Origin of the sequence: Rhodococcus sp. 06-235-1A, from assembly GCF_002258785.1 — a bacterium.
Taxonomy (GTDB): Bacteria; Actinomycetota; Actinomycetes; order Mycobacteriales; family Mycobacteriaceae; genus Rhodococcoides.
Genome location: NZ_NOYI01000027.1, coordinates 39,104 through 53,248, shown reverse-complemented (window position 1 = coordinate 53,248; position 14,145 = coordinate 39,104). Strand labels below are relative to the sequence as shown.

17 protein-coding genes are annotated in these 14,145 nt (G+C 64.9%); 7 read left to right on the top strand and 10 right to left on the bottom strand.

The features are described from left to right. Positions 1–56 precede the first annotated feature (56 nt). Positions 57–473 carry a DUF3151 domain-containing protein gene (locus CH275_RS23820; RefSeq protein ID WP_094680677.1) on the bottom strand — a complete coding sequence of 139 codons (417 nt, stop codon included), beginning with the start codon at positions 471–473 and terminating at the stop codon, positions 57–59. A 149-nt stretch (positions 474–622) separates the two neighbouring features. Here CH275_RS23820 and CH275_RS23815 point away from each other — a divergent pair, with 149 nt between their 5' ends. Beyond that, positions 623–1,540, top strand: a complete 918-nt coding sequence (locus tag CH275_RS23815) for an Rv0361 family membrane protein (protein ID WP_143546866.1) — start codon at positions 623–625, stop codon at positions 1,538–1,540. A gap of 64 nt (positions 1,541–1,604) precedes the next feature. Here the strand turns inward: CH275_RS23815 and fbaA are convergent, their stop codons facing one another. Continuing rightward, complete coding sequence (gene fbaA / locus CH275_RS23810; RefSeq protein WP_094680666.1) at positions 1,605–2,645, bottom strand: class II fructose-bisphosphate aldolase; 1,041 nt, start codon at positions 2,643–2,645, stop codon at positions 1,605–1,607. 184 nt (positions 2,646–2,829) lie between these two features. On the opposite strand from fbaA, the gene CH275_RS23805 reads away from it, so the two are divergent. Together CH275_RS23805 and CH275_RS23800 are read left to right on the top strand one after the other, a co-directional pair. Next, on the top strand, positions 2,830–3,570 hold the full coding sequence (locus CH275_RS23805; protein WP_373453739.1) for a VTT domain-containing protein: 741 nt from the start codon (positions 2,830–2,832) through the stop codon (positions 3,568–3,570). A 28-nt stretch (positions 3,571–3,598) separates the two neighbouring features. Further along, the gene (locus tag CH275_RS23800) at positions 3,599–4,294 is read left to right on the top strand and encodes a DedA family protein (RefSeq protein ID WP_094681090.1); all 696 of its coding nucleotides are present in this window, start codon (positions 3,599–3,601) and stop codon (positions 4,292–4,294) included. Positions 4,295–4,302: 8 nt separating this feature from the next. On the opposite strand, the gene CH275_RS23795 is transcribed toward CH275_RS23800, so the two are convergent. The 4 genes from CH275_RS23795 to CH275_RS23780 form a co-directional block, all read right to left on the bottom strand. Continuing rightward, positions 4,303–5,439 carry a glycoside hydrolase family 76 protein gene (locus CH275_RS23795; protein WP_094680668.1) on the bottom strand — a complete coding sequence of 379 codons (1,137 nt, stop codon included), beginning with the start codon at positions 5,437–5,439 and terminating at the stop codon, positions 4,303–4,305. A gap of 61 nt (positions 5,440–5,500) precedes the next feature. Continuing rightward, the gene (locus CH275_RS23790; RefSeq protein WP_094680669.1) at positions 5,501–6,181 is read right to left on the bottom strand and encodes a TrmH family RNA methyltransferase; all 681 of its coding nucleotides are present in this window, start codon (positions 6,179–6,181) and stop codon (positions 5,501–5,503) included. Next, positions 6,178–6,822 carry a DUF6636 domain-containing protein gene (locus CH275_RS23785; RefSeq protein ID WP_179276315.1) on the bottom strand — a complete coding sequence of 215 codons (645 nt, stop codon included), beginning with the start codon at positions 6,820–6,822 and terminating at the stop codon, positions 6,178–6,180. Before CH275_RS23785 ends, CH275_RS23790 begins: the two co-directional genes overlap by 4 nt. An 87-nt stretch (positions 6,823–6,909) precedes the next feature. Beyond that, positions 6,910–7,701, bottom strand: coding sequence for an SDR family oxidoreductase (locus tag CH275_RS23780; protein WP_256991189.1), 792 nt, complete (start codon positions 7,699–7,701; stop codon positions 6,910–6,912). Positions 7,702–7,790: 89 nt separating this feature from the next. Between CH275_RS23780 and CH275_RS23775 the strand changes: the two genes are divergently transcribed. After that, positions 7,791–8,243, top strand: a complete 453-nt coding sequence (locus CH275_RS23775) for a hypothetical protein (RefSeq protein WP_094680671.1) — start codon at positions 7,791–7,793, stop codon at positions 8,241–8,243. On the opposite strand, the gene CH275_RS23770 is transcribed toward CH275_RS23775, so the two are convergent. Continuing rightward, positions 8,214–8,849: a lysoplasmalogenase family protein gene (locus CH275_RS23770; protein WP_094680672.1), complete on the bottom strand. Its 636-nt coding sequence runs from the start codon at positions 8,847–8,849 to the stop codon at positions 8,214–8,216. The genes CH275_RS23775 and CH275_RS23770 overlap by 30 nt on opposite strands. A 30-nt stretch (positions 8,850–8,879) precedes the next feature. Between CH275_RS23770 and CH275_RS23765 the strand changes: the two genes are divergently transcribed. The 3 genes from CH275_RS23765 (at position 8,880) to CH275_RS23755 (ending at position 11,336) form a co-directional block, all read left to right on the top strand. Beyond that, on the top strand, positions 8,880–9,581 hold the full coding sequence (locus tag CH275_RS23765) for an Rv1733c family protein (protein ID WP_094680673.1): 702 nt from the start codon (positions 8,880–8,882) through the stop codon (positions 9,579–9,581). Positions 9,582–9,651: 70 nt separating this feature from the next. Then, positions 9,652–10,113 (top strand): MarR family winged helix-turn-helix transcriptional regulator, encoded by a 462-nt coding sequence (locus tag CH275_RS23760; protein ID WP_094680674.1) that lies wholly within the window; start codon positions 9,652–9,654, stop codon positions 10,111–10,113. Further along, the gene (locus CH275_RS23755) at positions 10,110–11,336 is read left to right on the top strand and encodes an MFS transporter (protein WP_094680675.1); all 1,227 of its coding nucleotides are present in this window, start codon (positions 10,110–10,112) and stop codon (positions 11,334–11,336) included. Before CH275_RS23760 ends, CH275_RS23755 begins: the two co-directional genes overlap by 4 nt. A gap of 38 nt (positions 11,337–11,374) precedes the next feature. On the opposite strand, the gene CH275_RS23750 is transcribed toward CH275_RS23755, so the two are convergent. The 3 genes from CH275_RS23750 to CH275_RS23740 form a co-directional block, all read right to left on the bottom strand. Continuing rightward, complete coding sequence (locus CH275_RS23750) at positions 11,375–12,169, bottom strand: hypothetical protein (protein ID WP_094680676.1); 795 nt, start codon at positions 12,167–12,169, stop codon at positions 11,375–11,377. 273 nt (positions 12,170–12,442) lie between these two features. Next, on the bottom strand, positions 12,443–13,669 hold the full coding sequence (locus CH275_RS23745) for an MFS transporter (protein WP_094680675.1): 1,227 nt from the start codon (positions 13,667–13,669) through the stop codon (positions 12,443–12,445). Then, positions 13,666–14,127 (bottom strand): MarR family winged helix-turn-helix transcriptional regulator, encoded by a 462-nt coding sequence (locus CH275_RS23740; protein WP_094680674.1) that lies wholly within the window; start codon positions 14,125–14,127, stop codon positions 13,666–13,668. Before CH275_RS23740 ends, CH275_RS23745 begins: the two co-directional genes overlap by 4 nt. Between the last annotated feature and the right edge of the window lie 18 nt (positions 14,128–14,145).

Sequence of the window (14,145 nt, the reverse complement as noted above, 5' to 3'; positions counted from 1 at the left end):
GAGCACTGCCCGACTTCAGCCGGGTCCGGCCTCGCGCCCGGCTGGCGCGGGCCCGATCAGCCCAGGCCGAGCGCTTCTGCTGCCTTGGGGTCACAGTCTTCGAGGAGGTCGAGGCAGCGGGCGTACTCGTCGTTCTCGTTGATGTCGCGGGCGGCTTTGGCGAGGACTGCGACGCATCGGAGGAATCCGCGGTTGGGCTCATGGCTGTACGGGACCGGCCCGAATCCCTTCCATCCATTACGACGCAACTGGTCCAGACCTCGGTGATATCCGGTGCGCGCATAGGCGTACGCGGTGATGGTGGCGCCCGACTCGAGAGATGCCTCGGCCAGGTAGGCCCAGGCGATCGACGCCGTCGGATGCGCAGCTGCGACCGTCTCGGGAGCCTCGTGGTTCAGCAGCGCGGATTCGGCCTCGTCGTCGCCGGGCAACAGTGTGGGTTGGGGTCCGAGCAGATCACCGAAAGAAGTCATGGCGCTCATTGTGCCCCTACGTCACCGAATCGTGTCCGAACACCCCCGGTGGCGCTCGCGCCGAGCCGCAGTCACGGTGGATAGGCTGCCAGCTGACGAAATCGAGACCACGTGGGTTTTCGGACGATTCGGTGAACGAGGGAGAATGCATGCCGGACGAGAACAAGAAGGCGTCCTCCGAGGCCGATGCAGCCACCGAGGCCGACGCAGCAACCGAGAAGATCGATCTGGGCAAGAAGAAGCAGGTCGACGATTCCGCAGGAATCCAGACGGAGAAAATCGACCTCGACGCCGAACCCCAGCCGAAGGACAAGCCCGAGACAGAGGACGCGGCGACCGAGAAGATCGCCACAGTTCCAACCGAAACGCCTGCAGCTCCGGCCGCGAAACCGGTCGTCTCGCAGACTGCCAAACCTACCGCGGCCCCGCGTCGCATCCCGCCGCGGGGCCCGTCCGATAGTTTTGCGAAACCCGTTGCAGCAGAACAGAAAATACCGGCAGCAGTGCCTCCACCGGTCGGACCTCGGAAAATCGAGCCGCAGCAGGCCGCACCCAAGCAGGCCGCACCCAAGCAGGCCGCACCCAAGCAGGTCGGGCCCCAGCGCATCGGGCCCGCGCCCGCAGGGCCGGGACAGCCGAGTCACAAGAAGTGGTGGGCGGCGCTGGTGGCCGCAATCGTCGTGATCGCGGCGGTGGCCGCCGGGGCATATCTGCTCGTCGACCGGACGAGCGAGGACAACTCACCCGAGGCGCAGATCCGGTCCACGGTCGAATCGTTCACCAGGGCACTGGCCGGCGGTGACCTGGCCACGCTGCGCAGCACCTCGTGTGGGGATCTGGCGACGTTCTACCGCGACATCCCGGACTCCGAATTCGCCGATGTCCACCGCGTCTCGGTGGAACAGGGCAGCATCCCGAATCTCGACAGCATCGACGCCATCCAGGTCGGCGACGACACCACCGCGATCGCTCAAGTCATCGCGCACACCGATGCCAATCCGAACGACAGGTCGCCGCGCACCTTCGACCTGCGCCTGGAAGGCGATCAGTGGAAGGTGTGCAGCTGACGCTGCATGTGCGCAGAAACTCGTAGCAGAGCACGAGTTTCCGCGCACGTGCGGCGAAGCCGCTCTATCCTGCGGATACGCTGCGGCCTGCGGACTTCAGGTCGTTGCACGCCTCGATGACACGGGCGGTCATACCGGCCTCGGCCTTCTTGAGGTAGCTGCGCGGGTCGTAGGCCTTCTTGTTGCCCACCTCGCCGTCGACCTTGAGCACACCGTCGTAGTTGGAGAAGAAGTGTCCGGCGATGGGGCGGCTGAACGCGTACTGGGTGTCGGTGTCGACGTTCATCTTCACGACGCCGTACTCGAGGGCCTCTTCGATTTCGCTCTTCGCCGAGCCCGATCCGCCGTGGAAGACGAAGTCGAACGGCTTGGAACCCGATGCCAGGCCGAGCTTCTCCGAAGCAACCTTCTGGCCGTCAGCGAGCACCGATGGCTTGAGCTTGACGTTGCCCGGCTTGTACACGCCGTGCACGTTGCCGAACGTCGCTGCCAGCAGGTACCGCGAGCCCGCATCACCTGCGCCGAGCGCCTCGACGGTCTTGAGGAAGTCTTCGTTGGAGGTGTAGAGCTTGTCGTTGATCTCGGCCTCGACGCCGTCTTCCTCGCCGCCGACGACGCCGATCTCGACCTCGAGAATGATGTTCGCCGCTGCAGCGCGGGCCAACAGGTCCTTGGCGATCTCGAGGTTCTCGTCGATCGGGATGGCCGAGCCGTCCCACATGTGCGACTGGAACAGCGGGTTCTTTCCTGCGTCGACGCGTTCCTGTGAGATCGCGATCAGCGGTCGAACGTACGTGTCCAGCTTGTCCTTGGGGCAGTGGTCGGTGTGCAACGCGATGGTGACGTCGTACTTGGCGGCGATCACGTGCGCGAACTCGGCCAGCGCCACTGCGCCGACGACCATGTCCTTGATGCCGAGGCCCGATCCGAACTCGGCACCTCCGGTGGAGAACTGGATGATGCCGTCGCTACCCGCGTCGGCGAAGCCCTTGATGGCGGCATTGATGGACTCGGAACCCACACAGTTGATTGCCGGAAAGGCGAACTTGTGTTCCTTCGCCCGGCCCAGCATCTCGGCGTAGACCTCGGGAGTTGCGATAGGCACGGCGTCATTCCTCCATTGAAAGTTCGATTGTGTCCTGTGCAGTATGGCAACCTCCCGGCGCGGTGTCGTGCGTACCCGCATCCCTGAGGTCATTCCACAGGCGCACCGAGAACGACGAACAGGCCATCGCGTTCACAGCCGGGCGACACCATCTATTCAGGACTTACCAGTTTCGGCCGGTAGTGTGGGCGCGGTGAGTCTCCTAGCTGCCTCGGAATCCGTGACGACGAACCTGGCCCTTTTGCCTGGATTCCTCGACCCGGTGAACCTGCTCAACTCTTTCGGTCACTGGGTGCTGATCGGGCTCCTGCTGGTGGTGTTCATCGAGTCCGGACTGCTGTTTCCGCTGCTCCCTGGCGATTCACTGCTCTTCACGGCAGGATTGATCGCGGCGTCGAAGTCCACCGAGATCGAGCCGTTCGCGTCCATCTGGACTCTCGTCATCCTGATTCCGATTGCGGCCATCCTCGGCGATCAGGTCGGCTACCTCATCGGCACCAAGGGTGGCGCGGCCCTGTTCAAGAGCAACGATTCGCGATTCTTCAAGAAGAAGTACATCGACGAATCGCACCTGTTCTTCGAAAAGCACGGTCCGATCACCATCATCCTGGCTCGCTTCGTGCCGATCGTGCGGACGTTCGCGCCGGTCGTCGCCGGTGCGTCGCACATGAAGTACTCACTGTTCCTCACGTACAACGTCGTCGGCGGCATCCTGTGGGGCGCGGGTGTGACGGTACTGGGATACCTGCTCGGGCAGATCGCGTTCATCCGTGAGCACGTCGACATCATCTTCCTGATCATCGTTGCCGTGTCCGTACTGCCCATCGTCATCGAGGTCGGCAAGCGCATGATCAAAGCCCGCAAGACTCCGCTCGGCGAGGCGGCCGACGCACTAGAGGCCGACGCCCCGGACGCCAAGTCCTGACCGAGATCCTCCGAAAGTGATCGAGTCCATGTCGTCGCTTACCACTGCGCTGCCGACCGTCTCCGTTCAGGCAGTCGGCAGCTTCGGCCCGCTGCAGACGGCAGGGCCCCTCGTCGTGTGGATCGTCGTGATGACGTTCGTGTTCATCGAATGCGCCGTGATCATCGGACTGTTCCTGCCCGGCGATTCGATGCTGATCACCGCAGGAATCGTGATGGCGACGCACGCGTCGGGCACCGGTCACATCTGGGCTCTGTCGCTCGGTGCGATGGTCGCCGCAATCGCGGGCAATCAGGTGGGATACATGATCGGCCACCGGACCGGCTCGACACTGGTGGCCCGCAAGAACGGCAAGTACCTCAACACCAAGAACCTGCACAAGGTGAATCTGCTCCTCGAGAAGCACGGATTCTGGGCTGTGCTCGTTGCGCGCTGGATTCCGTGGGTGCGCACTCTGTGCCCGCTCGTCGCGGGTGCCGCGAAGATGGATCACCGCAAGTACACGGTCGCCAGCACCCTCGGCGCAATCATCTGGGCCCCGGTGTTGCTGCTGATCGGGTTCTACTTCGGCTCGTTCATCGAAGGCATACCGTGGCTGATGCCCGTCGTCCTGATCAGCATGATCGTGCTGCTCGTCGTCGGAACCGGGCTCGGCATCTGGCAGTACCGCAAGGAAATGTCGCGCCCCGAGGAGATCATCGAGGTCGACGAGGTAGTCGAGTAGGGCGGAACCTAGTGTCCTGCAGCCGAGACTCGGTAGGCGGCTTCCATCAGCATCCAGCCGCTCAGCTGCACCGATAGGTCTCTCTCGGGTACGTCGGACGGTCGCACCGTGCCTTCGGTGAAGGTGGCGATGTGCAGTCCTTGCCCGGGGAATCGCGCCTCGCGGTTCCAGTCGGCTCCGAACAGCGGGTTGTCCTCCACTTCGAGTCGGTTCTCCCATGCGGCCTCGGCCGAGTTCAGGACGATCGCCGCGGCAAGTTCGCGGGCACGGTCGTCCGCCTCCGAGTCCCCTGGCAGCTCGACCGCGACCACCGCCAGGTAACGCGCGAGGATGGCGTTGAACAGGCCGCCGTCTCCCCCGCCGCCGCCGGTGATGACCAGGTTGCGGGTCAGGTGGTTCTCCACGGCGTCGACCAGCGCGTGGACCCGCTCGGCATGCCTCGGGTGGCCGAGCCGAATCGCGAGTTCGGTTTCGAGACCCAGGGTGACGCCCTGGCAGTAGCTGTAGATCGCGCGTTCGACCTGTCCCGGTTCACCCGCGTCGACGAGTGCGCGGGTGGAGTGCACTCCGTCGATGATCAAGCCGGTTCGGGGGTCCCTCAGGGTGCGGTCCATCCAGTCGGACATCTCCTGGGCCCGCCACAGTCGGCCGGTGCGCGCGAGCATGATCGCGGCAGGACCGTTGGCCGGGGCGTTGTAGAAGTCGGACTTCTTGCGCCACGGGATGCCTCCGCCCTCGGCCGGGGCCCAGGCATCGAACAATTCCATCTCGATCTGCTGGATGCCGCCGCGATTGCCCACGAAATGCTGCCGCTGCGCGCGCTCGAGCGCCAACCCGAGCCACGCCATGTCGTCGTAGTAGTTGTTGGTCCACCCGCTGATGTTGCGGGTTCGGTGCGCTCGGGTGATCTTGTTCAGACGCCGACGACGCTTGGCGGTGAGATCGCGGTCGGCGGCATCGACCGCGCAATCGAGAAGGTGCGCCTGCCACCAGTAGTGCCAACGCAGGAACAGCCGCTCCCGGCGAACCGGTGGCCAGGCGACGACTCCGAGCGTCGTGCCCGGCAGACCCCACAGCCGACGCATGTGCCGCGCGACGACGGCCCCCTCCGCAGCGTCCGCACGCTGCGACCACAACTCCTGCATACCGAGATCCTGCCACTACCGTTGCTGATTCGTTACATGCCGCCCCGGAACGGACGTGGCCTCACCATGCGTCGTCGAGATCTGCGTGCCGCCTGATCCACGAGTGCATGGCAATCCCGGCAGCGACACCAGCATTGATGCTCCGAGTGGATCCGAATTGAGCGATCGATACCGTCATCGACGCCGACTCACGGGCACTCTCGGTGACGCCCGGTCCCTCCTGACCGAAGAGCAGAAGGCAGTCCCGCGGCAGATCGGCCGTCTCGATGGGGACCGACCCAGGAGTGTTGTCGACGGCGACGACGACGAGCCCGTGTTCGGCCGCGAACGCCATCAGCGCCTCCACCGAGTCGTGGTGATGGATGTGCTGGTACCGGTCGGTGACCATCGCACCGCGGCGGTTCCATCGACGTCGCCCGACGATATGCACGGCCTGGGCGGCGAAGGCGTTGGCGGTGCGCACGACGGTGCCGATGTTGGCGTCGTTGGTGAAGTTCTCGATGGCGACGTGCAACGGGTGGCGTCGAGTATCGATGTCGGCAACGATCGCCTCCCGTCGCCAATATCGATAGGCGTCGACGACGTTCCGGCGGTCACCGTCGGCGAGAAGCTCGGGATCCAGCCGCGGATCGTCGGGTGGTGGTTCGGCATGGGTCTCCGCCCACGGTCCGACGCCGTGCGGATTCTCGCCCCACTCGGTCGGGCCGACGTCCTCCGACGGCGAAGCGCTCTCGCCGCTCAATAGATTTCGTTGCTGTCGGCCGCGATGCGGAATCCGTGGCCGGTCGCGTCGTCGACGCACGAGATGCCGTTCTCGGCGGACGTGCAGGTGAAGCCGGCTTCCGCGATGGTCGCGCCCACCGCGAGTGGTGGATCGATCGACTCCCCGCCCGAGGTGTACACCACCCCACCCGCGCACATGAAAGCCGCGGGACCGTCGTTGGTGACTCGAATACCGTTGCCCCAGTTGATCATACAATCGTCGGGTCGCGGCGGCACCGGCGTGGTGGTGCCCTGGCACCCGGCCTCGGTGCGGCTCGCCAACGGCACGATGCCGCACTGGAACAGACCGTCGGGGGAACTGAAGTAGTACGCGCCCCCGATGGCGGCGTAGGTCGTCTGCGGTTCGACCGTGGGCGGCGGTTCCGCCGGAGGCGGAGGAGGCGGTAGCGGCACCTCGGTAGTCGTGATCGGCGGGGCGGTGGTGGGCGCTGCCGTGGTCGTCGTTACCGCGGGCGTGGTGGTCGACGGCGGCGGAGACTGAGCCGCGGATTCACCACTGCATCCGGCGAGAACGAGAGCGGAGGCTGCGGCGATCCCGATCACCCCAGCCCGTACCGAACGAATTTTCCTTGCCCTGCTCGACCCGAACGTGCTCAGCATGAAAAAACCCCGACCCACCTTTCGACACCGACTGCTCGAAGGACCGACGATACCGGCGTCAGGGCCGGCATCGTCCGGCGAGGAGTTCTAGGTGTGGCTCAGGCGCCGGTTGACCTCACGAGTGAGCCATGCGGGCGAGAAGCGCGATCCGAGCGAGAGCGCCTTGGAAGGCAAGCCGACCGGGAAATGCACCTTGTGCAACCGACGCTTCACCGGACGGGTCGCCGCGAAGATCGCGTCGGACACATCTTTCACGGTCAGTTTGATACCCAACGAGCTCGTGGTGCCCGTCGAGACGCCCTGGGTCATCGCCGTCTGGACGAACAGCGGCCACATGGCCTTGACCGAGATGTCGTACTTGCTCCACTCGAGGTCCAACGCCTCGGTGATGCCGCGCACCGCGAACTTGGTTGCGCCGTACGTCACCAACTCGGGCTGACCGTAGATGGCCGACGCGGAGCACAGGTTGACGACCTGCGCGCCCGGTGTGTCCTTCAGGTAAGGGAACGCCGCGAGGGTGCCGTAGATGACCCCGTTGACGTTGATGTCGATCTGACGACGGTGCACCGCGAGCGGCATGTCCTCGAACGCACCCGCGGCCAGAATTCCGGCGTTGTTGATCAGGATGTCGAGTCGACGACCGTCGCCCTCGGCGACGAACTCCTTCAACCGGGTTTCCCACTGATCGGAGTTGGTTACATCCAAGATGCCGGTGACGACGCGGCCGCTGAGCGAGGCAGCTTCCTTGCCGAGCGATGCCAAGCCGGTCTCGTCGATGTCGTAGGCACCGACGAGGTAGCCACTGGCAGCGAACTTGAGAGCCGTCGCGCGGCCGATACCGGCTGCTGCGCCTGAGATGAAGACAGTTGGTCGAGTCACATCGATCACCGTACATGTAACCCTACTTGCCGGTAACCCCCTATCGTCGAATATCGAACAACCGCCGTCGGCGGCTCAGGAGCACCGAAGTGAACAACGCGAGAATCGTGCGATCCGTCGTCATCGTGACGATCGGCTACGGGGTCGTCCTGGCGATCTGGATCGGCTGGCTGCAGCCCCGGACTCCGCCCGGAACGCTTCCGTACCAGCTGGCGGCCCTGGTGGCCGGATTCGGCGCCGCTCTCGGACTGGCGATGATGATCGCCGGACGCCCCACGCGTGAGCAGAAACAACTGATCGAACACGGCGTCGAGGGCTGGGCGACGGTGGACGCCATCCGCCGAATCGACGACGACACCGCCGAGCTCGACCTCGAATTCACGGTTCCGGGATCGGCCAGCTACTTCGGAAAGATCGTCTACGACATACCGAATTCCGACACCTCGCGGTTCGAGCCCGGCACGGTGATCGCCGTCCGCGTCGATCCCGCCCACCGCGAACGGGTCCTGCTCCTACCTCGACCTCAGGGCCTCGACGAGTAGGACCTGCGCCGCCACATAGGTCGAGAGAACGATCGCCTCGGCTGCCCTGCGATGGCTCTCCTCGGTCAGAAACAGACGTCGGAACACGATCAGCGCATCGGAGGCGGTGAACAGCGCTCCGCCGATCATCAGCCGTCGATCGCCGCCCCGCGAGACCGCGCCCGCGGACAGCGTCGCGGTGGTTGCCAACACTGCCCCGTAGGCCGACAGGGTCGGCGCCACCGCTGGCTGCCGTCGGGCCAGGAGCACCGCCGCGGCCGCCCACCCCGCATACCTCGGGATCGCGTCGACCGGTGCGGGACGGGCACCCCGTCGGAGCAGCAGATACGTGTAGCTGCCCTGCATCACCGCGAACGCACGCGCACCCCATTCCAGGGCGGAGTCGTCGTCCGGATCGATCAACAGAACGTCGCCGACGGTAGCGGCCGCAAGGCCTGCCAACAGCACCCGATCACGCGCCGGATCGAGCCCGCTCGCCAGCGCCGGGACGATCAGCGGTTTGACTGCACGCTGCAACGACGAAGATCCCGTCCAAGCACCGACAACGGTCACCGCCCCCGCCGCCACCGCGGCCGCGCGAGCCCGCCGAACCCGACCGACACCCATTCCAGACCTCCACCGAAAAATCTCGTCACAGTGAAAGTCACATGTGACGCTGACCCCTATCGCTTGATACTCGCAGGTCGCGTCGCCATCGTGGAAAAGTCGGTCGGAAAATTTCGAGCAGTGGGGACCATCATGCGCCGCAAACTCACCGGGCAGGCCAGTTCTGCGCGCTCCGATGTCTTCGACCTCCCCAATCCGTTGCTCCGCGACTGCGACCTCCGTCAGGCGCGCATCAAGCGCTGGGTCACCGCCCTGCTCATCGTCATGGTTCCGGTGTCGCTGTGGATCGGTCTCAGCGCGCACGACGATCAGCAACAGCGGCTCGAAAATCAGAGAAACTCGATTCACCAGGTCACTGCGACCACGACCGACGTGGCAGAGACCGCATCGGTCGCATCGACCGAATTCGGATCGTCCGGCGCTGCAGCCGCCACCGCTGTCGACTCCCGCTGGGTATACCGGGGCATCGAACACACCGGACGCGTCAGCGTCGACACCGGTTCTCCGGTCGGGACCACCACCGAGATCTGGGTCGACAACAGCGGCAACCTGAGTTTGCGACCACTGACGTCGTCCGACGTCGCCGCCGCATCCATCTTCAACGCCATCGGTAGCTGGGTGCTGGCCGCGGTAGTTCTCATCGGCTTCTACCACCTGATGTGCTTCCGGTACGACGGTCGACGTAATGCGGAGTGGGATCGCGACATCGCCGATCTCCTGAGCCGACACTGACCGATCCCCTGATTCCTTCGGGATCAGGCCCGCGTTGCGATAGATAGTTAGTGTATGTAACAATAAATCGGTGAGTCACTCCGACGAAGACATCCGGGACCTTCTCTCACAGTTGGTCACCAGCTCATCGCGCTTCGTCCGATTGGCCGCGCGGTTCGGCAGCGACGAATGGCCGCGAGCATGGATGCGAGCCCTGTCGTTGCTCGAGGAATACCAGCCGGTGCGAATCAGCACCTTCGCCGAGCTGGATCGATGCTCCCAACCATCGGCGACGGCGTTGCTCGCCAAGCTGAGCAACGCCGACCTCGTCACCAGACGATCGGACCCCGACGACTCGCGCGCCGTGCTCGTCGAGATGACCGAGGCCGGCCACCGGTGGCTCGCCGACGGTCGACGCCACCTCGTCGACGGACTGGTCCCGTACCTGTCCGACCGTGACCCAGAACAGATCCAGAAACTGACCGACGGCTTGAGCGAGCTACGCAGCATTCTCGAGCCCGTCGATCACGGAATGAGAGGAACTCTTTCGTGACCGCCAGCACCTCCTCCGACAGCCTCTTGAAGCAACCCCGCGCGGTGTGGGCTGTCGCATTCGCCAGCGTCATCGCCTTCATGGGCATCGGCCTCGTGGATCCCATCCTCAAGCCGATCGGTGAGCAACTCGATGCCTCGCCGTCCCAGGTGTCACTGCTCTTCACCAGCTACATGCTCGTCACCGGCGTCGCAATGCTGATCACCGGAGTGGTGTCCAGCCGCTTCGGCCCGAAGCGGACATTGCTGGTGGGCCTGGCGATCATCGTCGTCTTCGCCGCGCTGGCCGGCACGTCCGGATCGGTCGGCGAGATCATCGGCTTCCGCGCCGGCTGGGGACTGGGCAACGCGCTCTTCATCGCCACGGCGCTGTCGACCATTGTCGGTGCCGCGTCGGGTGGAGTCGCGCGGGCGATCATCCTCTACGAGGCCGCGCTGGGTATCGGCATCGCGACCGGTCCCCTCGTCGGCGGCGTCCTGGGTGGATTCAGCTGGCGTGGACCGTTCTTCGGCGTCGCGGCCCTGATGGCCGTCGCGTTCATCCTGCTCATCGTCATGCTCCCCGACACCCCCAAGCCCGCGCACACCACCTCGATCCTCGATCCGTTTCGTGCGCTTCGGCACCGCGGATTGTTGACCGTCGGGATCACTGCTCTGCTCTACAACTACGGCTTCTTCACCCTGCTCGCGTACACGCCGTTCCCACTGGACATGGGCACCTACTCGATCGGATTCATCTTCTTCGGCTGGGGCCTGTGCCTGGCCGTGGCGTCGGTGTTCATCGCACCGAAGCTGCAGCGGGCCTTCGGAACGCTGAACATGATGATGCTCGCGCTCCTGCTGTTCGCCGTCGACCTGGGCGTCATGGCGATGTTCACCGAGAACAAGACCGTCCTGATCGTGGGAACCGTCGTGGCCGGGTTGTTCCTCGGCGTCAACAACACCCTGATCACCGAGACGGTCATGATCTCGGCACCGGTCGAACGGTCGACGGCATCGGCTGCCTACAGCTTCGTTCGCTTCACCGGTGGAGCAGCGGCGCCGTACCTGGCAGGCAAGCTGGGCGAGTCCAACATGCACGTGCCGTTCTGGGTGGGTGCCGCGTGCACCGCGCTGGCGATCGTCGTCCTTGCCACCGGACGGAAGGTGCTCGCTCACGTCGACGACCACGAACCTGCACCTCACAGCATCGACGAGGCCCGGGCTGTGACGGTCGGCGACTGAATTACGTTCATCCGAAAGCCTTTTCGCGACGGTCGAGATCACGGATCTCGGCCGTCGCGTCGCATCTGCGGCCCCTCTCGCCACATGAGCCTCATCCGTAACACTTCCATAACCAAACCACTGTAAAGCTCTTTTCTGTTTGCTGGACCGGACGGTTGGTTTACGGTTCCCCCATCACGGTTGTTCGTGTGACTCACCAACAACACTCGTTCCGCGTGGGAGGACGGGTGCGCGCAGCACGATGCTGCCACTGACCGAAGGGCCACAATCTCCATGTCGCAGAAGTCGATCGCCAGGTCCAAGAAGGCGCGCCTCGCCGCTGCCGGGGCCGCCATGGCGCTGTCCCTCTCCATCGCCGCACCGGGAATTGCCAGTGCGCAGGAACCGACGACCCCCGAAAGTTCCGCCGTCGAGCAGCCGGCCACCGAGGGCGGCACCGAATCCGGGGCCCCCGCCGCCGGAGAAGGCGCAGGCGTGGACGGATCGGCCACAGCCTCCGTCGACGGGCAGCTCCAAGCCCCCGCCCCCGCTGTCACCCCCGAGGATGCGGCCGCGGCCGCATCCTCGGGGGTGACAGCGGGGGCGGGGGCTTGGAGCTGCCCGTCGACGGAGGCTGTGGCCGATCCGTCCACGCCTGCGCCTTCTCCGGCGGCGGGGGCCCCGGATTCGGTGCCGCCCTCGGTGGCCGGCTGCTCGACGGCGGAACTTTCGGGGGTCGTCGGTTCCTGCGCACTGGCAATTCCCGGTGCGGCGATGGAGAGGGACAGCGCCATGGCGGCCCCGGCAGCGGCGAGGCGCGCCTTCTTGGACCTGGCGATCGACTTCTGCGACATGGAGATTGTGGCCCTTCGGTCAGTGGCAGCATCGTGCTGCGCGCACCCGTCCTCCCACGCGGAACGAGTGTTGTTGGTGAGTCACACGAACAACCGTGATGGGGGAACCGTAAACCAACCGTCCGGTCCAGCAAACAGAAAAGAGCTTTACAGTGGTTTGGTTATGGAAGTGTTACGGATGAGGCTCATGTGGCGAGAGGGGCCGCAGATGCGACGCGACGGCCGAGATCCGTGATCTCGACCGTCGCGAAAAGGCTTTCGGATGAACGTAATTCAGTCGCCGACCGTCACAGCCCGGGCCTCGTCGATGCTGTGAGGTGCAGGTTCGTGGTCGTCGACGTGAGCGAGCACCTTCCGTCCGGTGGCAAGGACGACGATCGCCAGCGCGGTGCACGCGGCACCCACCCAGAACGGCACGTGCATGTTGGACTCGCCCAGCTTGCCTGCCAGGTACGGCGCCGCTGCTCCACCGGTGAAGCGAACGAAGCTGTAGGCAGCCGATGCCGTCGACCGTTCGACCGGTGCCGAGATCATGACCGTCTCGGTGATCAGGGTGTTGTTGACGCCGAGGAACAACCCGGCCACGACGGTTCCCACGATCAGGACGGTCTTGTTCTCGGTGAACATCGCCATGACGCCCAGGTCGACGGCGAACAGCAGGAGCGCGAGCATCATCATGTTCAGCGTTCCGAAGGCCCGCTGCAGCTTCGGTGCGATGAACACCGACGCCACGGCCAGGCACAGGCCCCAGCCGAAGAAGATGAATCCGATCGAGTAGGTGCCCATGTCCAGTGGGAACGGCGTGTACGCGAGCAGGGTGAAGAAGCCGTAGTTGTAGAGCAGAGCAGTGATCCCGACGGTCAACAATCCGCGGTGCCGAAGCGCACGAAACGGATCGAGGATCGAGGTGGTGTGCGCGGGCTTGGGGGTGTCGGGGAGCATGACGATGAGCAGGATGAACGCGACGGCCATCAGGGCCGCGACGCCGAAGAACGGTCCACGCCAGCTGAATCCACCCAGGACGCCGCCGACGAGGGGACCGGTCGCGATGCCGATACCCAGCGCGGCCTCGTAGAGGATGATCGCCCGCGCGACTCCACCCGACGCGGCACCGACAATGGTCGACAGCGCCGTGGCGATGAAGAGCGCGTTGCCCAGTCCCCAGCCGGCGCGGAAGCCGATGATCTCGCCGACCGATCCGGACGTGCCGGCCAGCGCGGCGAAGACGACGATGATCGCCAGGCCCACCAGCAATGTCCGCTTCGGGCCGAAGCGGCTGGACACCACTCCGGTGATCAGCATTGCGACGCCGGTGACGAGCATGTAGCTGGTGAAGAGCAGTGACACCTGGGACGGCGAGGCATCGAGTTGCTCACCGATCGGCTTGAGGATGGGATCCACGAGGCCGATGCCCATGAAGGCGATGACGCTGGCGAATGCGACAGCCCACACCGCGCGGGGTTGCTTCAAGAGGCTGTCGGAGGAGGTGCTGGCGGTCACGAAAGAGTTCCTCTCATTCCGTGATCGACGGGCTCGAGAATGCTGCGTAGCTCGCTCAAGCCGTCGGTCAGTTTCTGGATCTGTTCTGGGTCACGGTCGGACAGGTACGGGACCAGTCCGTCGACGAGGTGGCGTCGACCGTCGGCGAGCCACCGGTGGCCGGCCTCGGTCATCTCGACGAGCACGGCGCGCGAGTCGTCGGGGTCCGATCGTCTGGTGACGAGGTCGGCGTTGCTCAGCTTGGCGAGCAACGCCGTCGCCGATGGTTGGGAGCATCGATCCAGCTCGGCGAAGGTGCTGATTCGCACCGGCTGGTATTCCTCGAGCAACGACAGGGCTCGCATCCATGCTCGCGGCCATTCGTCGCTGCCGAACCGCGCGGCCAATCGGACGAAGCGCGATGAGCTGGTGACCAACTGTGAGAGAAGGTCCCGGATGTCTTCGTCGGAGTGACTCACCGATTTATTGTTACATAC